The organism is Rhizobium favelukesii (genome assembly GCF_000577275.2).
Classification (GTDB): Bacteria; Pseudomonadota; Alphaproteobacteria; order Rhizobiales; family Rhizobiaceae; genus Rhizobium; species Rhizobium favelukesii.
This window is the reverse complement of sequence record NZ_HG916852.1, coordinates 1954348-1977331: the sequence shown is the minus strand read 5'-3', so window position 1 is coordinate 1977331 and position 22984 is coordinate 1954348. Positions and strand designations below refer to the sequence as shown.

The following is a 22984-nucleotide window of genomic DNA, read 5'->3' as shown; positions in this document are numbered from 1 at the left end:
AATTTTTGAAAGCCACAGATTTGCCGTGAACGTCAACGTCATGTCGGGACTCCCCACGGATACCGCAGGGGGCCTTGCGACACCGCGATCCGTCCCTCCGAGGCTCAATATTGTTCGGGCGGCGCTTTGAAATATGCTCGCGGAGCGGCGCCCAGCATCCGTCTGAACATCGTGGTGAAGGCAGCGACGCTGTCGTAGCCGAGGTCGATGGCGACGGCCGTGACGGCCTCCCCGGCCGCGAGGCGGGGCAAGGCTGTGAATACGGCCGCCTGCTGGCGCCAGGTCGAGAGACTGATTCCCGTTTCCTTGCGAAAGAATCGGGTGAAGGCGCGACGGCTCATGGCAAGCCGCTCTGCCCAGTCGTCGATAAGCAGCCGGGCACTCGGATTTTCTATGAAGCCGCGGCAAAGGGCCGCCAGGCGTGCATCAGACGGAAACGGCAATCCCAGCGGCCGGTCAGGAAGCCGCAAGACCTCTTCCAGCAGCAGAGCCATGACGAGATCATGCCGCCCGCTCGTGGCTCCCGACGGTGACGCGGCGGCCTCTATGATCAGCGCGCGGGCAAGGTCGGTCAGTGCCACAACACGAATCGCCGTCGGCGGATCGGCCAAGGCGTTCGGCGCGACATAAGCGGACAGCATGGTGACATCGCCCAGCATGTCGACCATATGCACAAGACCCGCGGGTATCCACAGGGCATGCTGCGGCGGCACCATCCAACGCCCCTGCACGGACGACACCATGACGACGCCGGCTCGGGCATAGACGAACTGCGCGCGGCTATGGCGGTGCGGCTTCACGTGATAGCCGGCCGGATATTCCGAGGGGATGGCGTAGACCGGCTCGGAGGCAGCCTCGATGGCGGCAAGACGCTCCACATGAAGCTTGGCCAGCTCGCTCACCGCCAACCGCTGTCCGGATTTTGTCATCTTTGGCCCACTCGCGAAACAACAAGACCAAAACACGAAAGCGGGACAACGGCAAGTCGGCTATCTCCGGATCGTCAATTGACGGAGTGGAATCGTGACAAACAGCGCAATGACGGCAGAGAGGCACTCTGCGGAACAGACGGTTTTCGGCATCATCATGGCGGTGAGCTTCTGCCACCTGCTCAACGACACCATGCAGTCGCTGATTCCCGCTCTTTATCCGATGATCAAGGAAGGCTACGGCCTCGATTTTACGCAGATCGGCTTCCTTGGCCTGGTGTTCCAGGTCACGGCATCGCTTCTACAGCCGCTGATCGGCTTCTACACAGACAAACGCCCGTTACCATATTCGCTGGCAGTCGGCATGGGCTTCACGCTGATCGGCCTGGTGCTCCTGGCCTATGCACATGCCTATTGGGTGTTGCTCGTCGGCGCCGGCGTCGTCGGCCTCGGCTCGGCCGTGTTCCATCCGGAATCCTCACGGGTTGCCCGCCTGGCATCAGGCGGTCGCCACGGCCTTGCCCAGTCTCTGTTCCAGGTTGGCGGTAATTTCGGCTCGGCGATCGGTCCGTTGCTGGCGGCATTCATCGTGCTGCCGCGCGGCCAGCATAGCGTAGCATGGTTCTCGCTCGCGGCGCTGACTGGGATGATCATCCTGTGGCGCGTCGGCGCCTGGTATGCCGACCACCGCAAAAGCAACGCCGGCCGCAAGGTCGCCGTGCCCGCCGTACACCTGCCACGCAAGAAAGTCATCGCAGCGATCGGTGTGCTGGCACTTCTGGTGTTCTCGAAGTACGTCTACATGACAAGCCTGTCGAGCTACTACACCTTCTATATGATCGAGCGCTTCGGGGTATCTGTGCAGCACGCGCAGATTCTGCTGTTCGTATTCCTCGGCGCCGTCGCCATCGGCACCGTCGCCGGCGGCCCTGTCGTCGACTGGTTCGGCACCAAGTTCGTGATCTGGTTCTCGATCCTCGGCGCCCTGCCCTTCACGCTTGCCCTGCCTTACGCCGACTACAACTGGACGGTCTTCCTGACGTTCCTGATCGGCGTGATCCTCGCCTCCGCCTTCTCGGCCATTGTCGTCTTCGCGCAGGAGTTGGTTCCGGGTCGCGTCGGCATGATCGCCGGCCTGTTCTTCGGCTTTGCCTTCGGCATTGGCGGCATCGGCGCTGCCGGCCTCGGTATGGTGGCAGACCACATGGGCATCGAGTTTGTCTATCGTATCTGCTCATATCTGCCACTGCTTGGCCTGCTGACCGTCTTCCTGCCCGATATCGGCAAGGGCCGCCGCCACACCGCGAAAGCGGGCAGGTAAGAGAGTACCCGCAGGATACGAAACGACAAGGGCCGAGATCATAATCTCGGCCCTTTCGATTTTACCCTCGATGAGCTGACCGGACCTAGATGGCGGTGAAGCCGTTGTCGACGAAGAGATGCGCGCCATTGACGAACATCGATTCGTCGCTGGCAAGGTAGAGCGCAGCACGCGCCACGTCGTCGGGCTCGCCGATACGGCCCTGTTGAGCGGCGATGGCGGCATCTGAGACATCCACGCCAAGCGCCTGCAATTCGCTGACCTCGCGCAACCCATGCGGTGTGCGGATGAAACCGGGGCAGACAGCATTGCAGCGAATATTGCGATCTCTGAACTCAACCCCGATCGCCCGCGCAAACATATGCACTGCGCCCTTCGTCGTGTCGTACAGCACCTCCATCGGCGTTGCCGCGACAGCGGAGATCGACGACGTGCAGACGATGGAACCGCCGCCTGCAGCGATCATCCCAGGCAGCACGGCTCGGGTCATCAAGAACATGGATCGAACGTTGACCGCATGCAGCCATTCCCACTCGTCGAGTGTCGTTTCCAGGAACGGCTTTATCACGATGGTCCCCGCGTGGTTGAAGAGCACGGTGACGGCACCGAACTTGCCTTCCACACCCTTGACGGCCTGGATGACCGCCGTCTCTTCGGACACATCGGCGACCCAGTACTCCGCCACATGACCGGCAGCGCGGATCTCCTCCGCCGTTTGGCGAGCCGCCGTTTCATTTCGGTCAATGATCGCTACCTTGGCGCCCTCGGCAGCAAAGAGACGCGAGGCTGCCCCGCCCATGCCCGTCGCGCCACCTGAAACGATTGCAACTTTTCCCTTCAGCCGGTCCACCATGACACAGTCCCCTTTGTTCCGCCGTCGCGCACTCTCGTTCAAGAGAACGCTGCCGATACCAGTGTTGAAGAGAATCCCGTCCGATGTCCAGACGCACGGCGCGCCGGCCGGTAACCTTACCAAATAACCAACAAAACAGCTTTCGGTTGTCTCAACGCGCGACAACGGCCATTTGTATTTCCAGCGGCTCACCATCAGCCGCGGTCCGGAAGGGGTCCGGATCGATAGAGCCCGCCCCGAGGGGCCCGGGGCGGGCTTCCAATATCAGAACAAAGACATACGCGCCGGTGGCAATGCCATCCGGCGTCTTGCGGCACGCTGAACCTGACGCTCCGGCGACTGCTGGGAACAATTCGGGTCGATGCACGCGAAAGCTGATCAGACTCTCGTCGTCACACTACAAAAAAAGCTCGGAAATCATTGACATTCGTACCAGTGGGCCCCGGCACGAAGAGATCGCCCGTGAGGTTGAAGGCCGACCACGCGTCGTGGCCTGCGAGGAACGTGCGCGCATCGCCGCCTGCGCTCCTGATGCGCGCCACCGTCCCGCCGTCACAGAACGCGCCCGCATTGTCTTCCGAGCCGTCGATTCCGTCGGTGTCCGCGGCCATTGCCACGACGCCGTCGACACCTTGAAGATCGATCGCTGCCGAGAGAAGAAACTCGGAGTTTCGGCCCCCCTTGCCGTACGTTCCAGCTCCGATACTGACTGTGGTCTCTCCGCCGGAAAGCAGCACGAGAGGCTTTGGAGCCGGGGGGCTCGCTTCGAACTCACGAGCGAGCGCCGCATGCATCCGGCCGATATCCTTCGCCTCCCCTTCGATCGAATCCGAAAGAATGAGGGGTTGCACACCAAGAGATCTCGCCCGATCGGCAGCTGCCTCCAGGGACACCCGCGCGGAGGCAATCACATGAATTTCGTTGTTCGCGAACACGCTGTCGCCGGCGGTTGGTGCTCTGGCATTGCGGATACAGTCGATCATGCGCGCCGGGAGATCTATCCGGTAGTCCCGGATCACCCGTAGCGCCTCCTCCGCATCGCTGCCGTCGGGAACCGTTGGTCCGGAGGCAACGAAGGCCGGATTGTCCCCCGGAACATCCGACACGACCAGGCTGACAACCCTTGCCGGGTGGGCAAGGGCGGCAAGTCGTCCTCCTTTGATGCGAGAGAAATGCTTCCTCACAACATTCATTCCGGAAATCGGAGCGCCCGACGCCAGCAATGCCTCGTTCAGGGCGCTCTCGTCAGCGAGAGTAAAGCCGGTCGGGGGCGCCGGCAAGAGCGCCGACCCGCCACCGGATATCAGCGCGATGACCAGATCGTCGGAGGTCAACCCATGCAGATGGTTCATCAGCGCCTCCGCTGCGACGAGACCCGCTCTGTCGGGGACGGGATGGGCCGCCTGGAGAACTTTGGTCGATCGGCAATCGGCAATCGGCCCATGCCTGGCAACAACGAGCCCTTCGAAGGGATGAGACCACGCGCGTTCGAACGCGGCAGCCATTTGGCTCGCTGCTTTGCCGGCCCCGACAACGATTGTCCTTCCCTTCGGCGGATCTGGCAGATGGCGGACCAACGCCTCGTACGGGTCCGCCGCCCTGACTGCCTCGTGAAATAGGGTTTGCAGGAAAGCTCGTGGATCAGAAATCAAACCCTTCTCCATTCTAAAAGTTCGCAGTCCGGACACTCGGTCTAGCTGACGATTGCCCTCGCCCTTGGTCGCGTTTCGTTGCGCTCGTGAGCAAAGATCGCTGCGGGCAACGGCGGCAGTCCCCGGATCAGGTCGGAGCCTCGTTCGCCAACCATAATGGTCGGTGCGTTGGTATTGCAGGATGGAACTCGCGGCATGACCGACGAATCGCACACGCGAAGCCCCTCGAGACCATGGACCTTGAGATCGAGACCGACAACAGCTTCTGGCCCCGTCCCCATCTTGCACGTGCCGACAGGGTGGTGGTCGGTCTTGGCATTCGCGTAGCCGTAGTCGAAGAGCTGCTCGTCGGTCATTGCCTTCGGGCCCGGCAAACGCTCGGCCAGAACGTAGGGCTTGAGCGCTGCCTGCTGCATGATCTCGCGTGCGATCTTCAATCCTTCGAGTGACATGACCTTGTCATGCGGGTCGGACCAATAGTTCGGATCGATCAGAGGCGCGGCACTCGGGTCAGCCGAGGAAAGCCGCACCGTTCCTCGTGAGCGTGGATGCAGGTAGGCCGAGTTCAGCGTCACGCCGGCGTTCTTCAGACGCTCGACCCCTGCCTCGATCCCCGATCCCAAGCCGAGATGGAACTGAATATCCGGCGACCGCGCCTCCGGGTCGGCATACCAGAAACCGCCGGTCTCAAAGAGAGAGGAGGCAACCGGGCCTGTTTTGAACAGGACATACTGAACGCCTGCCCAGATCGTCCTGTGGAGCTTCGCGACGCCGTCGTAGGTGTGGTCGCCGGTGCATTCGGAGATGACGAAGAGATCGAGATGATCCTGAAGGTTCCCTCCGACGCCGGGGAGATCGTGGCGCACCTTGACCCCTACCGATCGGAGATGGTCAGCGGGACCGATCCCTGACTGAAGGAGAAGCTTGGGGGATCCGATCGCGCCGGACGAAACAAGCACCTCGCGTTCGGCGTGAACGATCTCGGCGCCACGTTCGGTTGCGATCTCGACGCCGGCGGCGCGGTTGCCCTCCAGGACAATGCGAGCAACCCGCGCGCCCGTGCGGACCTCTAGGTTCTTCCGCGCCTTGATCGGAGAGAGATATGCCAGCGACGCCGACGACCGGCGGCGGTCGCGCTGCGTCAGCTGATAGAAACCGACACCCGCCTGTTGTCGGCCATTGAAGTCATGATTGTAGGGAATGCCAAGTTCCTGGCCCGCCCGGATATAGGCATCGCAGATCGGCAAGGGCGACACGGGCATCGATACGCCCAAGGGGCCGCCGTAGGAGTGATAGTCGTCGGCAAAGCGCTGATTGTCCTCTGCGCGCTTGAAGTACGGCAATATGGAGCGATAGTCCCAGCCTTCGCATCCATCCTCGCTTGCCCAGAGGTCATAGTCTGCCGCGTTCCCACGGGTATAAAGCTGGGCGTTGATCGACGAGCCGCCGCCGATCACCTTGGCTTGCGTATAGCGCAGCACCCTGCCCTTCATGTGCTTCTGCGGGACTGTTTCCCAGCCCCAACTCGCAACACCCTTTGTCATCTTCGCGAAACCCGCCGGCATATGGAAGAGTGGGTTCCAGTCGCCCCCACCAGCCTCCAGCAGCAGCACATTGATGTCGGGATCTTCGCTCAGCCGGTTGGCCAACACGCATCCCGCTGGGCCTGCGCCGGTGATGATGTAGTCAAAACGCATTTTTCTATCCTGTTACAAGCGAGGAATGGACAGGCCGCCATCGGCGTCGATCACCGTTCCGGTCGCAAAACCGAAATCACCGGAAGCAAGCGCGGCGCAGATTTTCCCAAGGTCTTCGGCTTCGCCCCATCGTCTCATCGGCACCAAGCCGTTTTCGATGAGGGCGTCATATTTTGATGTCACGCCTGCGGTCATGTCGGTTCGGATGATGCCGGGCCGCACTTCAAAAACCGCGATTCCGGAATCCGCCAGCCGCAGCGCAAGCCCCTGCGAAAAGGCGGCAAGGCCGGCCTTGCTGATGCAGTAATCCAGTCGCTCCGGCGAACTTGCCTCGGCGGAGACCGATGTGATGTTGATGATCGATCTTGGATGGGGAGCCGCGCCGGTGACAAGCATGGCCTTCACGACAGCCTGCGTGAAGAACACCGTGCCCTTGAGGTTCGTCGCCATGACGGTGTCGAAATTCTCGGCAAGCAGTCCCAGGAAATCTCCCCGGACCACCGCCGCCATGCCGGCATTGTTAACGAGGCAATCAATGCGACCGAAGTTCGAGAGAACGGCGCGCACGGTCTCGTCATGCCTCGAAACATCGGAAACATCAGCCTGCAGATAGACTGCATCCACCCCGAAGGACCGAAGTTCGTCAACGGCGTCCTGGCTACCTTCCTGAGCACCCACGCCAGTGATGGCGATGTTGTAACCGGCTTTCGCCAGCGCGGTCGCGATCCCGAGACCGATGCCGCGACGTCCGCCGGTCACGATGCCGACTGGCCTTTCAACGTGGTCTGTCATACGTGCAGATCCTTCAATGCGATGTGGTCGGCGACCCGCAGCGCCTGACTGGCGATCGTCAGAGCTGGATTCACCGCCGCCGAGGTCGGCAGGAAGCTGGCATCCACCACGAAAAGGTTCGCGTGGTCGTAGGAGCGGCAGTATGGGTCGAGAGGAGCACTTGCCGGATCGTTTCCGATTCGAACGGTGCCGCATTGGTGAGATGGCGTGCGCTTGTCGAAGGGCCTAGCGAGGACGATCGGGAATCCGATCGACTTGAGTATTGATTTCAGCTTCGCCACCAGTGCGAGATGCGCATTCCAATTCGTCCGCTGCCATTGCAGAACGATGCGGTCTCCATCCACCCTCACGCGGCTTTCGGGGTTGGGCACGTCCTCGCTCATGGCATAGAAGTCGATCGCGTGAGCGGTGATGTTCTGCAGCAGCCATTCCGGCGCCCAAGGCAGCGATCCCTTCAGCACCTTCGCCGAGATCCGACCCAGCAACTGAACGTTCCCGAGTGGCGGACCGCCGTTTCCGTCGGACAGATAGAAATCGTTGAAGCCGAACGTCTTCTGATAGATCGAGCTGTTTCGATAGGTTGGCGATACCGCAATCACCGCCGAAGAGTTGTGGTTCATGAAATTGCGCCCGACCTGATCGGAAGAATTCGCCAGTCCAGTTGGATGGCGCGTGTCCGCCGAACGCAGCAACAGAACAGCGGATTGAACCGCACCTGCCGACAGGATGACAAGCTTTGGAGTGACAACAATGTCCTCACCGTTCTTGCGGTAGCGGAGACGCTCGATCGTGCCGCCCGGGCCTGACTCCAGCTTCGTGGCCTTGGCGTTCGTTTCGAGACGGACATTCGGATATTCCAAGGCCTTAAGGAGAGCAGCAGTTTCCGCATCCATCTTTCCATCGCGAGAATTCGGGTGCGCGTCCCAAGGCGTCTTGGCCTTCGAAAGCCATGCCTCAACGTTCACGCCCAATGGCAGCGAGAACGGGTGCAGACCTTTCGCCTTCAGCCGCGCTCTGACATCGGCGATCGGCGGCTCGTCGGGAACAGCGGGGTATTCGTAGTTGCCGGAGTGGGTTGGTTCAGTGGGGTCTTCGTTCAGGCTTCCCCGGACCTGATACATCTGTTCCGCCCGGTTGTACCAAGGTTCTAGGGCCTCATAGGGAAACGGCCATGCGGGCGAGATCCCTTCCGCGTGGCGGATCTCCTCGAAATCCTCCCTGCGATAGCGCGACAGCACCGCGCCATAGAATTTCGAGTTGCCGCCGACATTGTAGTAGTTGCCCGGGTTAAAGCCGGTCCCGTCAGCCTCGTACCAGGTTTCCTTCGGTCGAAAATGCCCGCGCTGGAAAATGGCCCGTTGGTCACGGTTTTCGGGGCGATCGGCAATGAAGTCGCCAGCCTCGAGGATTAGGATCTCGGCGCCGGTCGCCGCCAGTCCGGCGGCAACGGTGGAACCGCCCACGCCCGACCCTATGATGACGATATCAGGAGTGCTGCTCATTTCGAAAATCCAGCGCTAGACTAAGCGATGCGCATCTGGCTTTGCGGATCGAAGAACACCGCCTTGTCGAGATTGAATGCCAGGCGAGCGCTCTGTCCCGGCTGAATCCGGGCGTCTGCGCGCAGACGTGCCACGACTTCCTTCCCGCCGAGCTTCGTCACCGCGAACGTATCCGATCCCGCAGGCTCCACCACCTCGATCAGGCAATCGCTCTCTGCCAGGGCCTTGGCGTTGCGGTCTGCACCGTCAGGATCGGTCAGCGCCTCCGGCCGAATGCCGAAGACGATCTCTCGGCCTGTATGCGCTTCAAGGGCGCCGTTGCCCGATGTCACGGGAAGTCGGATTGGCTCCCCATGCGGACGCGCCAGCGATACGGTCAGTCCCGCAGCACCCTTCTCTATCGTACCCGAGAGAAGATTCATGGCTGGCGATCCCATGAAATCGGCGACGAACATGTTGGCGGGGTTGTTATAGATTTCCGCAGGCGTTCCGAATTGCTGAACCTCTCCGTCCCGCATGACGGCGATTTTGGTGGCGAGCGTCATCGCCTCGATCTGGTCGTGGGTCACGTAGACGATCGTCGTGCCGGTTGCTTGATGAAGCCGCTTGATCTCGATGCGCATGTCGACGCGCAGCTTGGCGTCGAGGTTTGACAGCGGCTCGTCGAACAGGAACAGTTTGGGATCGCGCACAAGTGCACGGCCCATGGCAACACGCTGCCGCTGACCACCCGACAGCTGACTCGGCTTGCGATCGAGCAGATGACCGATCTGCAGCACCTTGGCGACCTTGTCGATCGCCTTGTTGCGCTCCTCAACCGGCACGCCGCGCATCTCCATGCCAAAGGATATATTTCCGGCGACTGTCATGTTCGGATAAAGCGCGTAGCTCTGGAACACCATCGCGATATCACGCTTCGACGGATGCAGGTCGGCGATGCTCCGACCATCGACGCGAATATCGCCCGCGGTGATCGACTCAAGGCCGGCAATCGTGTTTAGCAATGTCGACTTGCCGCAACCGGAGGGGCCGACCAGCACGAGGAAGCCGCCCTTCTCCAGTTCAAGGTCGATGCCCTTGAGGATTTCCAATGCACCGAAGCGCTTCTTGAGACCTGAAATTTCGAGGAAAGCCATTGGATTATCCTTTGACAGCGCCCGCCATCAGACCACGCACGAAGTAGCGGCCGGCGAGAATGTAGACGAGGAGTGTGGGCAGGGCTGCGATCATCGCCGCCGCCATGTTGACGTTGTATTCAACGACACCGGTGGAGGTGTTCACGACGTTGTTGAGCGCCACGGTCATCGGCATGGAATCACCGGTTCCCGCATAGGCTGACGCGAACAGGAAGTCGTTCCAGATGTTGGTGAACTGATAGATCACGGTGACGACGATGATCGGCAGCGAATTGGGAAGCATGATGCGGCGGAAAATCTGGAAGAAGCTCGCACCGTCCACCTGCGCCGCCTTCACCAACTCGGTCGGGAAGGCCTCGTAGTAGTTGCGGAAGAAAAGCGTCGTGAAGCCGAGACCGTAGATGACGTGAACCGTGACGAGATTGACGGTCGGATTGCCGAAGCCCAGCGATACGCCAATCTCGTTGCGCAACATCGCTCCGAACCGGCCGAGGCTGCCAAGGATGGTCGCCATGGGCAGGAGGACTGACTGGAACGGAATGAAGCAGGCAAACAGCATCAAGCCGAAAACCAGCGTGTGCCCCGGAAAGCGCCACTTCGTCAGCACGTAGCCGTTCAGCGCACCCATGATCGTGGAGATCGCCACGGCCGGAACGACCATCTTGATCGAGTTCCAGAAGTAACCCTTGATGCCGGCGCAGGTCAGACCGACGCAGGCCTCGCCCCATGCCTTGAACCAGGGATCGGTGGTCGGCGACTTCGGCAAGGCCAGCATATTGCCATTCTGGATCTCGTCCATGGTCTTGAACGAGGTGACGAGCATGACGAACAGCGGCATCAGGTAGATGATCGCGAATATGACCAGCAGGCCGTAGATGAAGATCCGGCTGAACATTCTTGAGCGTGCCGCATTGGCCGCGTCGGAAAGGGTAGTGGAGGTTACGGCGCTCATCGCGATTTCTCCCGAAGTTCGGAATAAAGATACGGAACGATGATTGCCGAGATCGTCATCAGCATGATCACCGCGCTGGCCGAACCGACCGCCATCTCATTTCGCTTGAAGGTGTATTCGTACATGAAGTTGGACGGCAGCCAGGCCGAGCCGCCAGGTCCGCCCGATGTCAGCGCCACGACGAGGTCGTAAGACTTGATCGCCATGTGCGCGAGCACGATGAACGCCGACAGAAAGATCGGCCGCAGCAGCGGAATAATGATGCGTCGATAGAGCTGCACCGTCGTTGCGCCGTCAATCTGTGCCGCCTTCATGATCTCGCTGTCAATGCCGCGAAGGCCTGCGAGGAACATCGCCATCACAAAGCCGGAAGCTTGCCAAACGCCGGCGATCACCACGGTATAGATCACGAAATCCTTGTTCTTGATCCAGTCGAAATGGAAACTCGTCCAGCCGAACTGATGCAGTGTCTGCTCAAGGCCAAGCCCCGGATCGAGGAACCATTTCCAGGCAACGCCCGTGACGATGAAGGAAAGTGCCATCGGGTACAGGAAGATGGGTCGCAGCAAGCCTTCCCCGCGGATCTTCTGATCCAGCAAGATCGCCAGAAACAGGCCGAGGGCGAGGCAGATACCGATGTAGAGAAAACCGAAAATGCCCATGTTGGTGATCGAGGTGTACCAACTGGACGGCGGATCGCTTTCAAACGTCCAGCGCCACAGCCGTTGATAGGCGCGTGGCCCCGTCAGGGCATAGGACGGAAAGGTCTTGGAATTGGTGAAGGACAGATAGACCGTCCAGATGATGAAGCCGTACACGAAGACGAGCGTGATGACGAAACTCGGCGCGAGCACGATCTTCGGCAGCGCGTCCTGCAGGCGCGCGCGGATTGAAATGGGCGTTCCCCGATGTGGTGCGAGAACAGATTTATCTGTAGCGATGGTGCTCATGGGTTCATCCCCTCCGACGATGTCGTCCATTACGAAATCTTCCCCGCCACAAAGGCGGGGAAGACCGTAGGAGGCCGTGATTACTTGGCGTCTTCAATTGCCTTGACGAGCTCTTCGACCGCCTGATCGGAGGTCTTGATCTGGCCATGCACGAACTTGGAGACGACGTCCTTGTAAGCATTGGCGACTGCTGGAGGAGCGCCATAGCCCTGTGCCAGCGAGCCGAACAGCGTGCCACCTTCGTTGGCAGCCTTCAGGTCGGCGATCCCCTTCTTGCCGCAAGCGTCGAAGTCGGTATCCGGAACGTCGGTACGAGCCGGAACCGAGCCCTTGACGACGTTGAATGCAGACTGGAAGCTCTTGGAAAGAGTTGCCGTTGCAAGCGCGACCTGGGCCGCCTTGCGATCGTCCGGCACATTGAACATGCCGAACATGTCGGAGTTGTAGATGACGCTGCCGTCAGTGCCCGGGAAGCGGTAGCACAGGAAATCCGTATTCGGCGTCTTCTTGGCCGCTACGAATTCGCCCTTTGCCCAATCGCCCATAACCTGAACGAGGGCATCGCCCTTGATGACCATGGCCGTTGCAAGGTTCCAATCACGTCCGGAGAAGTTCGGATCGACGTAGGTAACGATCTTCTGGAGGTTGTCGAACGACTTCTTCATCGTGTCCGACTTGAGCGACTCCTCGTCGAGATCGTTCATGGCCTTCTTGTAGAACTCGGGGCCGCCTGTCGACAGAACGATCGAGTCGAACATCGTCGCTTCCTGCCAGTTCTGGCCGCCGAGCGCGAGCGGAGTGACACCTGCCGCCTTGGCCTTGTCGAGCAGCGCGATCAGATCGTCGAAGGTCTTCGGCTCGGTGCCGCCGATCTTCTCCATGACAGCCTTGTTGATCCACAGCCAGTTGACGGAGTGAACGTTGACCGGAGCAGCAACCCACTTGCCGTCATAAACGGAGAACTTCTGCAGCGCTGCCGGAACGGATTTGTCCCAGCCTTCCTTCTTTGCCGTCTCGGTGAGGTCGCCCATGACGCCCGCCTGCGCGTAGTCGAGGACGGTGTAGCCGAGCATCTGGGATGCCGTCGGATAGGTGCCCGCTGCGACCATGGCCTTCAGCGCGGTCATTGCCGCATCACCGCCACCGCCGGCAACCGGCACGTCCTTCCAGGCAAACCCTTCCTTGGAAAGGTCCTCCTTGAGGACGTTGAGAGCCGCAGCTTCGCCGCCCGACGTCCACCAATGCAGCATCTGGACTTCTTTCACGTCGGCAGCGCGCGCCAAGCCGCCCGCCGCGCCCATTGCCAATGCGACCGCTGCGGTCGCCGTAAGAAACCTGCGCATGTTAAACCTCCCAGTTTAAAGTGTGGAACGGAACCCATTCCCGCTCCAATTACCCGCCCTCCTCGAGCGTGGTCTCCCTCAAGCCAGCTACGCCAGCTTTTCCCTCTGCGGCATCCACCAGTTGGTCCGGCTGCCAATATGCATGTTGAGCGTCTTCGTCTCGGTATAGTCCTCCACCGCATGGCGGCCGAGTTCGCGGCCCAGGCCAGACTGCTTGTAGCCACCGAACGGGAGCTCGGAAGCCCCGTCCATGAAAGTGTTCATCCAGACCGTACCGGCGCGCACCCTGCGCCCGACGGTCAGGCAGGTATCGAAGTCTCGGCTCCAGACGCCCGCCGAAAGGCCGTAGTCGATCGCGTTTGCGATCTCGATCGCTTCCGCAGTGGTTTCGAACGTGAGTACGGACAAGACAGGACCGAAGACCTCCTCGCGCGCAACCGCCATGCTAGGCGTAACAGCTTCGAGGATGGTTGGTGCCATGTATTGCCCCATGCCCAAGTCGAGTTTTTCACCGCCATGCGCGACCTGTGCACCGCTGCTTGTCGCGCCAGCCACGTAACCAGCAATCTTCTCCAGATGCTGCGGTGTGATGATAGCACCAACTTGCGTTGTTGGATCAAGTGGATCGCCGACCTTGACGTCCTTGGCGAGTTCCGCCACGCGCCTGACAACCTCGGACGCGATGCTCTTGTGGAGGATCAAGCGGGAGCCTGCATTGCAGCATTCGCCGGCATTGAAATAGGCGCCGAAGACGGCCGCATCGATGAACGCATCGAGATCCGCATCCGGGAACACGATCTGTGGGTTCTTGCCACCCAGTTCCAGCGAGACCTTTTTGAGCGTCTGCGCGGCATTCGTCATGGTGAGTTTGCCGACACCGGTCGAGCCGGTGAATGAAACCATGTCGACCGCAGGATGGGACGTCATCATTGCGCCGACCTCGGGTCCCGTACCGGTGACAATGTTGACGACGCCGTCCGGAACGCCCGCCTCCTGAAGGATTTCACCCAACACGAGCGTCGACCCTGAGGTCAGTTCCGATGGCTTGACGACCGTGGTGCAACCCGCCGCCAATGCAAAGGGAAGCTTCTGGCCGACGATCAGGAAGGGGAAGTTCCAGGGTGTAATGATCGATACTACGCCGATCGCTTCACGCAGGACGACACCCAGCGTACCGTCTCCAAGGGTGTTGTAACTTTCACCGTGCAGATCGCGGGCAAGTGCTGCGGCATATCGCCAGATGTCAACCGAGCCGGCGATCTCACCCCGCACCTGGGAAATCGGCTTGCCGGCTTCGATCGCGTCCAGAAACGCGAGTTCTTCCGCACGGGCCGTAATCAGGCCAGCCGCCTTGAGCAGAATGGCGGACCGCTCGGAAGCGGTCATCCGCGGCCACGGTCCATGATCGAAAGCCTTGCGAGCAGCGAGGATCGCCCGCTCGGCATCTGCTTTGCTGCCAGCCGGAAATCGGCTCACCACGACACCATGGCTCGGAGCAACGCGCTCGATCGGTTGGAAGGACCCGGCTTCCCACTTGCCGTCGACCAGCATCTTGAATTCGCGGGCCCTGTGGTCGCTAAGCGCCTTCGGATTCACCAGAACCGTCATTACCATTCTCCCTTGAACTTTGCCGGGCGCTTCTCGCTGAAGGAAGCAATGCCCTCCTTGAGATCGGCGGTCTTCGCAACGAGGATCGAACCCAACGCTTCGACGGCGGTGCCGTTGTCCTCGCCGTTTGCTGAAGCGATCATCAGCTTCACGATCTCGAGCGCGGCAGGCCCTCTTGCCGAGACCCTCTGCGCATAATCCTTCGCGGCATCGACCGCGTTTCCGCTCGATGTGACCGCATCCACGATGCCGAGCACGTGGGCTTCCTCCGCAGTGAAAATTTCGCCACCCAGCGCCATGCGACGAACGACCTGCGCGCCGAAGCGCTTGACCAGGCGTTGCGTGCCAGACCAGCCGGGAACCATGCCTAGACCGGTCTCGGGAAGTCCGATCTTGATGTGCTCTTCAGCAATGCGAATGTCAGCGACGCCAGCGAGCTCCAGCCCACCGCCGAGGGCATGCCCATTGAGGGCGGCGATCAGCGGTATCCTGAGGGTCGCAAGTCTTTCGAAAACGCGATGTCCGTGGCGCACCCAGGCATGACCGAATTCCTGCGGCTGCATGCCGCCCCAGGCCTTGATGTCGCCGCCGGCAGAAAAGCCCTTGCCCTCGCCCGTCAGGATTGCCGCGCGCACGTCGGCGTTTGCCTCGACTTTGTCGGCTGCATCTGAAAGCGCTTTCAGCATGTCCAGATCAAGCGCATTGAGCTTTTCTGGACGCGATACCGTCATGATCGCGACGTGATCCTCGACTTGGATTCTTACGGTGCCGCTAGCCATTGAAGGCACCCTCCAGAACGCGGGCGCTCTTCGTCGGCAGAGACAGGCCTATGTTTGCTTCGTCAAAGAGGCGTGCATCCATAACCTTGAGGTCCTTTGCTATGATCAGCGGGAACTCGGATTGAGCGAGGATATGGCTCAGGTCGATCCCCGGTGCGATCTCCGTGAGAACAACGCCTTCCGGCGTCAGCTTCATCACGCACCGCTCGGTGACATAAGTGATGTCCTGGCCCTGCTCGATCGCGCGCTTGCCGGAGAAGGTGACATGCTCGACCTCATTGACGAGCTTCTTCAACTTGCCTTCCTTCTCGATGACCAGCTTGCCGTCGGCGATGCCAAGCTTCGCTCCCGCATTGAACATTCCCGAGAACACGATCTTCTTCGCCCGCGCGGTTATATCAACGAAGCCGCCGGCCCCCGCTGTCACATGGGGTCTGAATGAAAGCTTCGAGACGTTGACAGAACCGTCCTTGCCGATCTCGAGGAAAGACAGGAGCGAAGCATCGAAGCCGGCGCCCTGGAAGTAGGTGAACTGGTATGGCGACGGCATATAGGCGTCGGCGTTCGAAGCGCAGCCGAATGCGAAGTCCAGCAAAGGAACCCCTCCGACGGCCCCCTGCTCGATGACCCAGGTGACCGCGCCGTGCAGCCCCTCCTCAAGCAGGATGCGCGGCACGTTGGCGGAAATGCCGAAGCCCAGATTGACGCAACTCCCCGCCTGCAACTCTTGTGCAACGCGGCGCGCGATGACCTTCTGGATGTTGAATTCCGGAACGCGGAAGCTCTCCAGCGGACGGAGGATCTCGCCTGAGATGGCCGGATCATAGAGCGTCTGAGTGGTTTGCTTCTGATCCGGATCGACGATGACATAGTCGACCAACATGCCAGGTACGCGCACGTCGTGCGGCTTCAGCGAACCTTCCTTGGTGATGCGCTTGACCTGGGCGATGACGATGCCGCCATTGTTGCGGGCGGCGAGCGCCTGATCCAGACCACCGAGATAAGCGCCTTCGTGCTCATAAGTCAGATTGCCGCGCTCGTCTGCAGTTGTCGCTCGGATGATCGCGACCTGCGGCACGATCGATGGGAAGAACAGCCAGTCCTCTCCTTCGAACGAGACACGCTTGACGACGGGCTCCTTGGCCCCGAGGTCGTTCATCGCGCAACCCTGTCTTCTCGGGTCGACGAAAGTGTCGATACCGACCTTCGTCAGGACACCGGGTCGTTTCGCGGCAGCCTCCCGGTGAATATCGAACATGATGCCCGAAGGAATATTGTAGGCCGCAATCTCGTTGTTCGTGATCATCTGCCAGATCAGCGGCGGCTCTGCGCTGGATGGACCCGACGGATAGGAGCCGCCGATGATACGCTTGATCAGGCCCTTCTTGGCGATGTAGTCGACACCCTTGATACCACTCATGTCGCCCGCGGCGATCGGATGCAGGGTCGTGATCTCCCGCGGATGGCCGGTGCTGTCGAAGCGCTCGCCAATCGCCTTCAGCATAAGGTCAGGGCAACCAAGACCGCTGGACGACGACACCGACACCATGGCTCCGTCGGGGATCAGTGCGGCAGCTTCGGCCGGGGTGATATGCTTGCTCATTGGAATTGCTCAAAGTCCTGTTTGGATTTTCACGGCCGTCCCGCTCTTGGTGGCTTCGACGACCGCCAGACCTGTCGCCAGCGACCAGATGCCATCCTCCGCCGTCGCCGAAGGACGACCCTTTCCGGCGACAGAACCGTGAAAGGCTTGCAGTGCCGTCTCATAAAGGTTGCTCGCGTCGGTCGGCAGTTGCTGCTCGCCATCCGCATTTCTAAGCGTCACCGTTCCGTCAGGACGTTGCGTCATCACGTTACGGCCGATGATCGAACCTTCAGTGCCATGCACCTCGAACCCGGTCTCCGCATATTTGGTCGTGAAGGCATCGTGGAATTGGGCAAGGATCCCGTCCTGGAAACGCATGACACCCATCACGCCGTCTTCGACGCCTGGCTTGCCCATCCCCGCCGCCTGCGAAAACGCAATGACCTCGACCGGATCGCGGCCGAGCACAAAACGCAGCGTGTCGGTGTCATGAACGGTGATGTCGAGAATAACACCGGCTCCGGCTTCGGGCCGATCCAGCCGCCAGCCTTGCAGGTGAGCCGGGAGGTACACCGCATGAAAAACGCGAGCGGCCAACGGCTTGCCGATCTTGCCGGAGGCGATGGCGTCTCTCATGGCGATGTGAGTGGAGGCGTTGCGGAGATGGTGGTTGGTGGCGAGAACGACACCGGCGTTCTTCGCCGCCTTGACCATGGCGTGCGCATCGTGCAGCGACATCGCCAACGGCTTCTCGCAAAGAATATGCTTGCCGGCGCGCGCCGCAGCGATCGCCTGGTCGCGATGAAGTTCGTTCGTCGTCGAAATGTAAACCGCATCGACATCCGGATCGTTCACAAGGACATCGACATCAGCGACATGCCTCGGGATCCCGTTTTCCTTCGCATAGGACCGGCCGCGCTCGACGCTCGAGCTCATGACGGACACGATATCGCCGCCAGTAGCGCGGATAGCGTCAATCACCCATTCACGCGCAATGGTACTTGCCCCAATCAGTCCCCAACGAACGGTCATGCCATCTTTCTCCCTGTCTTCTGCGCGGCTCCGCAGCTCTCGCGAATGACGAGCCGGACAGCCGTGGTCACGCTTTCGGGCTCCGCCTTGCCTGCGTTGATCTGCTTGAGGAGAAGCTGTGCTGCGCGTCTGCCCATGCTTTGCGGATCGACGGAGATCGTCGTGAGAGCAGGGACCGCCGTTTGTGCCTCGATCACGTCGTCGAAGCCGACGACAGCGAAGTCACGACCGGGTTCCATATGACGCGCGCGCAGGCCATCGCACACGCCGAAGGCGACGGCATCATTGAAGCAAACCGCCGCCGTTGGCCGGTTGCTCATTGCCATCGCCCGCCCGATCGCATCGGCTCCGCCTGCTCTCGAGGGCGCCGATGAGACCACCAGCTCTTCATGAAAACTGAAACCGGCGGCGTTCATGCCATCCATATAACCCGCAAGACGCTCCTCGAAGACCGCCGTGTCTGGAAATCCGCCGAGAAATGCGATTCGTGCGTGGCCGAGGGACGCCAGGTGCTCGACTGCCGCTGAAGTCCCGTCCTGATTGTCGGAAACAATCGACGAGACCTTTGCACCAGGCAGGCTGCGAACAACAACGACAACCGGAATATCGGCTGCAACAAGCGGCTTGAAATCGGCCGCCTCGGTAGCACGCGCCGGAGAGACGATGAGCCCCGAGATACCATGCTCCCTCATCGAGGCGATGACTTCCCGCTGCCTGTCAATGCTCTCGCTCGTGTTCGAGAGGAACTGCACGAAGCCGGCAGACTGCACGACCATATCGACGCCAACAGCAAGTTCGGCAAAGAAGCTGTTGGTGAGGTCGTTCACCACGACGCCGATGATCTTCGACTTTGCACTCGTTTGGCGAAGGTTCGCGGCCCCGCGGTTATAGACATAACCAAGCTCACGCATCGCTGCATTCACCTTGGATCGCGTCCCTTCATTCACCAGAGGGGACCCTTGCAATACCAGCGAGACGGTCGACTTCGAGACGCCGGCGGCCTTCGCGATGTCAATGACCGTCACCCTCCCTTTCGACATGAATTCCTCCCGGCCCGCGCCAACTTGGGCAGTAAATAATTGGAACGTTCCAAACTTGTCAAGCACATTCTTTGGAAAACCTTCACCCCCGTAACGCGACAAAACACACAACAATCGCATTGCTTCTCATTGTTTCTCTTATATTTTGTCACCAGTTCGCGCCGAGGTTCCCGCTTCCCCGCCCCCGTTCCCTAGATTTAAAAAAAGGCTATTGCAATTTGGAACGATCCAAATTATTGCGTCATTCACCTATCGAGGAGGATCGCAATGAGCTTGTCTTTAAATCTGCCGAACACTGACGGTTCCGCCAGCGAGTACCGGCTTCTCGGCACACCGATCGGGCGCCCTTCCACACCGCCAAAATTCAACCGGATCGCCTATGCGGCCGCCCATGTCGTATCGGAGCCTCGAAAGGACGTTGACCCTTGGGGCCGTCCGGCAATCGATTGGGACGCGACGATCGCCTTCCGCCGGCACCTGTGGAGCCTCGGCTTCAAGATCGCCGAAGCGATGGATACCTCCCAGCGTGGCATGGGGCTCGACTGGGCTGGCGCGCAGGAACTGATCCGGCGATCGCTGCAGGAGGCTCGCACGGTTCCGGGCGCTGACCTTGCATGTGGTGCCGGCACTGATCATCTCGCGGCAGCCGATGCGAGATCGATTGACGATGTCATCCAGGCGTACGAGACGCAGATCGAATTCGTGGAAAAGAATGGCGGCCGCGCCATCATGATGGCCAGCCGCGCCCTCGCCCGCGTGGCGTCCTCCCCCGACGACTACGCCAAGGTCTATGGCAGAATTCTCTCGCAGGCCAAGGACAAGGTCGTCCTGCATTGGCTGGGAGAAATGTTCGACCCGAACCTAGCCGGCTACTGGGGCAGCGCGCAATTCGAACCGTCGCTCGAGTGCGTCCTCAGAATCATCAACGAGAACAAGGACAAGGTCGAGGGGATCAAAATCTCGCTGCTCGACAATGCCAGGGAGGTGCAACTTCGCAATCGGCTTCCGGAAGGCGTGCTCTGCTTTACCGGTGACGATTTCAACTATGCGGAACTGATCGAGGGGGATGGCAAGCGCTATAGTCATGCGCTGCTTGGCATCTTCGACGCCGTCGCCCCTTCGGCATCAAAGGCGTTGGCATCGCTCGCTGCGGGTGACGCCGCTACCTTCCGATCCATCATCGAGCCGACCGTTCCGCTCTCCCGCAAGATTTTCGAAGCCCCGACGCAATACTATAAGGCCGGCGTCGTCTTCCTGGCGTGGTTGAACGGTCACCAGAGCCATTTCAGCCTTCCGGCAGGGCTGCAGTCGGCGCGCGGCGTCAATCACTATGCCGATATTTTCCGGCTCGCAGACAAAGCAAACGTCCTGGACAAACCCGACCTTGCCGTCGCACGCATGAGGCATTTCGTAGGCGTGTTTGGCATAGAATGAGCCGCCGACGAGAGGCGCTAAAGGGGGCTCGAACAAGGGAACCAGAGCGAACGTTCGGCGTTCAAGGCGCAGATCGCGTCGAGATTGTCTTTCTCCGGCGCGACCTTTCCGGCATACCTTGCTCTCGCCTCACCAACACCGAGGTTTTTTTGTTCGGCTGTTCTACCTAGTAGCTACAAGGCCGGTCGTTATCGAATCCAAGTGCGCAGGCTGAGTTTAGGGGGCGATTTCGATCCTGTTGGCCGGTTGTCGAAGTACAGGCCGATGTGATCGCCGCAAGGCTGATCAACGCCCCCGCCACTACAAATCTGTGAAATCGGTTCATCTGACCTTCTCCTTCGTAGGATCAAGCATCATAACCCGCTCCGAAGCAACAGGCGACGACCGCCTGCCGATAAAGTTCGAAGGAACCTCACGGCGTGGGGAAGCAGCAAAGTTCCCTCGTCTCGTTCGAACCGACGCCAGCCCCTTTTGTCCTCGGTTCATAGCCACCAGGAGATTGTGGCAATCCCGAATATAGATGACCCAAGAGGACTGCACATTGGACCTGGGCCCCGCAACCTTTGGGGCGGTTGGTTCACGCTCCATTCAATACGAAAAGAACAACGACGAAAGCGGCGATATGAACACGGATACATCGATGGGGTTGAAGCCCGCGCAGCCCTCCCGGGTCAAGAGCACCCGGTCGGCGCTTAAGACGCTTCCGGCGGATGCTTTTAAGCCGACGGCCTACTGAAGCTCAGACTTCTCTTCAGAAGCGATAACCGTTCCGTGTCGCAGTGCCTCCTCTTGAGCTGCCTGGATGGCCTGCTGGATAAAATACACGACGAGATCGTAGTCCGGAGTCTCCCGCGAGGCGATTTCCCACGCAACGTTCAGAGTGAATATCAGCTGTGGGACAATCGTATCGGTCACGGCGGCGTACCCTGAAAGCACGGGAATCTTACGGGCCGTTCACGGCCACAGCAATGTCAACGATTGAACGTACGGCACGAGAATGTCACCAGCGACTTAGTAGCTTGTACTATAGCGCTCATCAGGATGCCTACCAGCGCTCGCGCGGCGAGTCCGACTTGCCAATGATACCCTCACCGGCTCGCAAAGTCCTGAATGCCTCTTCCTTGATTTGAAGGAAGGCGTGAGTTCCATGTTCAAATCCCTGCCGTTTGTCAATGATTGAGCAGCGGCGTCACCGAAGGGTTCTGCTTGTCTTCCTCTTCCATTGCGGGCTCGCGATCCCCACTTTTGGAGAGGCGGAGCAACACCCGTCGATGACAGGACACCCCCACGATTGGAGCGCAGCCATGTTGGTACACCGATGGAAAAAACCCCTCGTGCTGGGAGATAGCCGCATCCGCATCGTTGTCGGTTCCCCGGAGGAGGCCTTGACCTGGCTCATTCATGAGCCGAACCAGAGCACGGCGAAATGGCAGCGAGCATGGGAAGCTTGCCGAGCGGTCATTGAGGGTCGGATGAGGGCCGAAGATGCCAAACCCGCCGTTCTGTTCGCGGCTGCACGCTAAGTCGTTCGGACTGGTGCTGTTTGGAGATTGGTTCAACGCTCACCTCGCGCGGCTTGCTCAGTCAGGTACGCAGCCGGTCGATGCGCTTCATGTCAGAAGCAGCGCCGAAGGTCCCGAGCTTGTAATCGCGAAACTTCCGATCGCCGGCAGGATGAACTTTGCCGCTGCGACATTCCGAACCCAGCCGGGCGCCTTGGCAGCATCTGCATTCATGCGGCTTATCCCGATTCTTGGCCTACCCTGGCAGGAACACGATTAGAGGTTATCTAAGAGGTTGAAATGATTGGCGACCCCTGCAGGACTGCAAGAAGTTTCAATTTTAGACGTAAAAACAATGATTATTGTCGATAGTGAGGGGCGATTTGGTGCGATTGATATCATTAGATTATTTTATCGCCTTCCCCTCACTGAAAGGCACCTCGATTGCTCGAAGAGACTTATGATAAGCTGAAGCAGATGCACGGAAGGTGAAGTGATGGATAGCATGGTGGAGAAGGTTGCCAGTGCGTTATTGGCTGAGACCCAAAACATGGGAGCGCTAGCGCATCACATTCCGATAGAGACGAGATTGGCCCGAGTGGCGATCGAGGCAATGCGGGAGCCTACTCCAGAGATGATCAAGGAAGCCTACGACAACCGAGACCCCGGATTTTGCGATGAACCCGGTGATGTGATGACTCCGGAAGAAACGTGGGGCCATATGATCTCTGCAGCCCTCAAGGAAGAGGAGAAGGTGGGATGAGACAGCAGAGCGAGCCATTCACCGACGATGAGCGCGCCAAGTGGCCTTATGGGCAACCACCTGCGCTTCCTGTGGGAATTCATATGGGGGTTCAGATCATAGATCACGGCAACG

The 22984-nt window shown here is 60.0% G+C and carries 21 protein-coding genes; 4 read left to right on the top strand and 17 right to left on the bottom strand.

Annotation, left to right across the window (positions count from 1 at the left end):
* Positions 1–104: 104 nt before the first annotated feature.
* The gene (locus LPU83_RS48475; RefSeq protein ID WP_024314059.1) at positions 105–929 is read right to left on the bottom strand and encodes an AraC family transcriptional regulator; all 825 of its coding nucleotides are present in this window, start codon (positions 927–929) and stop codon (positions 105–107) included.
* Positions 930–1038: 109 nt separating this feature from the next.
* Here LPU83_RS48475 and LPU83_RS48470 point away from each other — a divergent pair, with 109 nt between their 5' ends.
* Positions 1039–2250 carry an MFS transporter gene (locus LPU83_RS48470; protein ID WP_029709945.1) on the top strand — a complete coding sequence of 404 codons (1212 nt, stop codon included), beginning with the start codon at positions 1039–1041 and terminating at the stop codon, positions 2248–2250.
* A gap of 85 nt (positions 2251–2335) precedes the next feature.
* On the opposite strand, the gene LPU83_RS48465 is transcribed toward LPU83_RS48470, so the two are convergent.
* The 14 genes from LPU83_RS48465 to LPU83_RS48400 all read right to left on the bottom strand — a co-directional run bounded on the left by LPU83_RS48465 (position 2336) and on the right by LPU83_RS48400 (position 19171).
* The gene (locus tag LPU83_RS48465) at positions 2336–3103 is read right to left on the bottom strand and encodes an SDR family NAD(P)-dependent oxidoreductase (RefSeq protein ID WP_024314057.1); all 768 of its coding nucleotides are present in this window, start codon (positions 3101–3103) and stop codon (positions 2336–2338) included.
* A gap of 392 nt (positions 3104–3495) precedes the next feature.
* Positions 3496–4755, bottom strand: coding sequence for a glycerate kinase type-2 family protein (locus LPU83_RS48460; RefSeq protein ID WP_024314056.1), 1260 nt, complete (start codon positions 4753–4755; stop codon positions 3496–3498).
* 41 nt (positions 4756–4796) lie between these two features.
* The gene (locus LPU83_RS48455) at positions 4797–6452 is read right to left on the bottom strand and encodes a GMC family oxidoreductase (protein WP_024314055.1); all 1656 of its coding nucleotides are present in this window, start codon (positions 6450–6452) and stop codon (positions 4797–4799) included.
* A gap of 12 nt (positions 6453–6464) precedes the next feature.
* A complete protein-coding gene (locus LPU83_RS48450) occupies positions 6465–7244 on the bottom strand; it encodes a 3-ketoacyl-ACP reductase (RefSeq protein ID WP_024314054.1) in 780 nt (259 codons plus the stop codon).
* Complete coding sequence (locus LPU83_RS48445; RefSeq protein ID WP_024314053.1) at positions 7241–8746, bottom strand: FAD-dependent oxidoreductase; 1506 nt, start codon at positions 8744–8746, stop codon at positions 7241–7243. The genes LPU83_RS48450 and LPU83_RS48445 overlap by 4 nt, the downstream gene beginning before the upstream one ends.
* Positions 8747–8766: 20 nt before the next feature.
* Positions 8767–9882: an ABC transporter ATP-binding protein gene (locus LPU83_RS48440; RefSeq protein ID WP_024314052.1), complete on the bottom strand. Its 1116-nt coding sequence runs from the start codon at positions 9880–9882 to the stop codon at positions 8767–8769.
* A gap of 4 nt (positions 9883–9886) precedes the next feature.
* A complete protein-coding gene (locus LPU83_RS48435; RefSeq protein ID WP_024314051.1) occupies positions 9887–10834 on the bottom strand; it encodes a carbohydrate ABC transporter permease in 948 nt (315 codons plus the stop codon).
* Complete coding sequence (locus tag LPU83_RS48430; RefSeq protein ID WP_024314050.1) at positions 10831–11784, bottom strand: carbohydrate ABC transporter permease; 954 nt, start codon at positions 11782–11784, stop codon at positions 10831–10833. Before LPU83_RS48430 ends, LPU83_RS48435 begins: the two co-directional genes overlap by 4 nt.
* Positions 11785–11864: 80 nt before the next feature.
* Complete coding sequence (locus LPU83_RS48425) at positions 11865–13127, bottom strand: ABC transporter substrate-binding protein (RefSeq protein ID WP_024314049.1); 1263 nt, start codon at positions 13125–13127, stop codon at positions 11865–11867.
* 87 nt (positions 13128–13214) lie between these two features.
* Entirely contained in the window at positions 13215–14735 is a 1521-nt protein-coding gene (locus tag LPU83_RS48420) for an aldehyde dehydrogenase family protein (protein ID WP_024314048.1), read from the bottom strand.
* On the bottom strand, positions 14735–15514 hold the full coding sequence (locus LPU83_RS48415; RefSeq protein ID WP_024314047.1) for an enoyl-CoA hydratase/isomerase family protein: 780 nt from the start codon (positions 15512–15514) through the stop codon (positions 14735–14737). The genes LPU83_RS48420 and LPU83_RS48415 overlap by 1 nt, the downstream gene beginning before the upstream one ends.
* Complete coding sequence (locus LPU83_RS48410; RefSeq protein ID WP_024314046.1) at positions 15507–17117, bottom strand: acyl CoA:acetate/3-ketoacid CoA transferase; 1611 nt, start codon at positions 17115–17117, stop codon at positions 15507–15509. Before LPU83_RS48410 ends, LPU83_RS48415 begins: the two co-directional genes overlap by 8 nt.
* Before the next feature lie 9 nt (positions 17118–17126).
* Positions 17127–18131, bottom strand: a complete 1005-nt coding sequence (locus tag LPU83_RS48405) for a Gfo/Idh/MocA family protein (RefSeq protein ID WP_024314045.1) — start codon at positions 18129–18131, stop codon at positions 17127–17129.
* The gene (locus tag LPU83_RS48400; protein ID WP_024314044.1) at positions 18128–19171 is read right to left on the bottom strand and encodes a LacI family DNA-binding transcriptional regulator; all 1044 of its coding nucleotides are present in this window, start codon (positions 19169–19171) and stop codon (positions 18128–18130) included. The genes LPU83_RS48405 and LPU83_RS48400 overlap by 4 nt, the downstream gene beginning before the upstream one ends.
* Before the next feature lie 267 nt (positions 19172–19438).
* Between LPU83_RS48400 and LPU83_RS48395 the strand changes: the two genes are divergently transcribed.
* On the top strand, positions 19439–20605 hold the full coding sequence (locus LPU83_RS48395; protein WP_024314043.1) for a dihydrodipicolinate synthase family protein: 1167 nt from the start codon (positions 19439–19441) through the stop codon (positions 20603–20605).
* Positions 20606–21334: 729 nt separating this feature from the next.
* Here LPU83_RS48395 and LPU83_RS48390 read toward each other — a convergent pair.
* Positions 21335–21520, bottom strand: a complete 186-nt coding sequence (locus LPU83_RS48390) for a hypothetical protein (protein WP_024314041.1) — start codon at positions 21518–21520, stop codon at positions 21335–21337.
* Positions 21521–21777: 257 nt separating this feature from the next.
* On the opposite strand from LPU83_RS48390, the gene LPU83_RS75355 reads away from it, so the two are divergent.
* Positions 21778–22128, top strand: coding sequence for a DUF982 domain-containing protein (locus tag LPU83_RS75355; protein ID WP_309475109.1), 351 nt, complete (start codon positions 21778–21780; stop codon positions 22126–22128).
* 87 nt (positions 22129–22215) lie between these two features.
* Here the strand turns inward: LPU83_RS75355 and LPU83_RS75140 are convergent, their stop codons facing one another.
* The gene (locus LPU83_RS75140; protein WP_258579698.1) at positions 22216–22341 is read right to left on the bottom strand and encodes a hypothetical protein; all 126 of its coding nucleotides are present in this window, start codon (positions 22339–22341) and stop codon (positions 22216–22218) included.
* Between the two features lie 262 nt (positions 22342–22603).
* Between LPU83_RS75140 and LPU83_RS48380 the strand changes: the two genes are divergently transcribed.
* The gene (locus LPU83_RS48380; protein ID WP_037069720.1) at positions 22604–22870 is read left to right on the top strand and encodes a hypothetical protein; all 267 of its coding nucleotides are present in this window, start codon (positions 22604–22606) and stop codon (positions 22868–22870) included.
* The last annotated feature ends 114 nt before the right edge of the window (positions 22871–22984 follow it).

Excerpts from the sequence above, each read along its gene's own strand:
- LPU83_RS48410 (WP_024314046.1), bottom strand. The coding sequence starts at position 17,117 with ATGAGCAAGCATATCACCCCGGCCGAAGCTGCCGCACTGATCCCCGAC.
- LPU83_RS48400 (WP_024314044.1), bottom strand. The coding sequence starts at position 19,171 with ATGTCGAAAGGGAGGGTGACGGTCATTGACATCGCGAAGGCCGCCGGC.
- LPU83_RS48470 (WP_029709945.1), top strand. The coding sequence starts at position 1,039 with ATGACGGCAGAGAGGCACTCTGCGGAACAGACGGTTTTCGGCATCATC.
- LPU83_RS48430 (WP_024314050.1), bottom strand. The coding sequence starts at position 11,784 with ATGAGCACCATCGCTACAGATAAATCTGTTCTCGCACCACATCGGGGA.
- LPU83_RS48415 (WP_024314047.1), bottom strand. The coding sequence starts at position 15,514 with ATGGCTAGCGGCACCGTAAGAATCCAAGTCGAGGATCACGTCGCGATC.
- LPU83_RS48445 (WP_024314053.1), bottom strand. The coding sequence starts at position 8,746 with ATGAGCAGCACTCCTGATATCGTCATCATAGGGTCGGGCGTGGGCGGT.
- LPU83_RS48425 (WP_024314049.1), bottom strand. The coding sequence starts at position 13,127 with ATGCGCAGGTTTCTTACGGCGACCGCAGCGGTCGCATTGGCAATGGGC.
- LPU83_RS75355 (WP_309475109.1), top strand. The coding sequence starts at position 21,778 with ATGATTGAGCAGCGGCGTCACCGAAGGGTTCTGCTTGTCTTCCTCTTC.
- LPU83_RS48465 (WP_024314057.1), bottom strand. The coding sequence starts at position 3,103 with ATGGTGGACCGGCTGAAGGGAAAAGTTGCAATCGTTTCAGGTGGCGCG.
- LPU83_RS48405 (WP_024314045.1), bottom strand. The coding sequence starts at position 18,131 with ATGACCGTTCGTTGGGGACTGATTGGGGCAAGTACCATTGCGCGTGAA.
- LPU83_RS48450 (WP_024314054.1), bottom strand. The coding sequence starts at position 7,244 with ATGACAGACCACGTTGAAAGGCCAGTCGGCATCGTGACCGGCGGACGT.
- LPU83_RS48475 (WP_024314059.1), bottom strand. The coding sequence starts at position 929 with ATGACAAAATCCGGACAGCGGTTGGCGGTGAGCGAGCTGGCCAAGCTT.
- LPU83_RS48380 (WP_037069720.1), top strand. The coding sequence starts at position 22,604 with ATGGATAGCATGGTGGAGAAGGTTGCCAGTGCGTTATTGGCTGAGACC.
- LPU83_RS75140 (WP_258579698.1), bottom strand. The coding sequence starts at position 22,341 with ATGAATGCAGATGCTGCCAAGGCGCCCGGCTGGGTTCGGAATGTCGCA.
- LPU83_RS48440 (WP_024314052.1), bottom strand. The coding sequence starts at position 9,882 with ATGGCTTTCCTCGAAATTTCAGGTCTCAAGAAGCGCTTCGGTGCATTG.
- LPU83_RS48395 (WP_024314043.1), top strand. The coding sequence starts at position 19,439 with ATGAGCTTGTCTTTAAATCTGCCGAACACTGACGGTTCCGCCAGCGAG.
- LPU83_RS48420 (WP_024314048.1), bottom strand. The coding sequence starts at position 14,735 with ATGACGGTTCTGGTGAATCCGAAGGCGCTTAGCGACCACAGGGCCCGC.
- LPU83_RS48455 (WP_024314055.1), bottom strand. The coding sequence starts at position 6,452 with ATGCGTTTTGACTACATCATCACCGGCGCAGGCCCAGCGGGATGCGTG.
- LPU83_RS48435 (WP_024314051.1), bottom strand. The coding sequence starts at position 10,834 with ATGAGCGCCGTAACCTCCACTACCCTTTCCGACGCGGCCAATGCGGCA.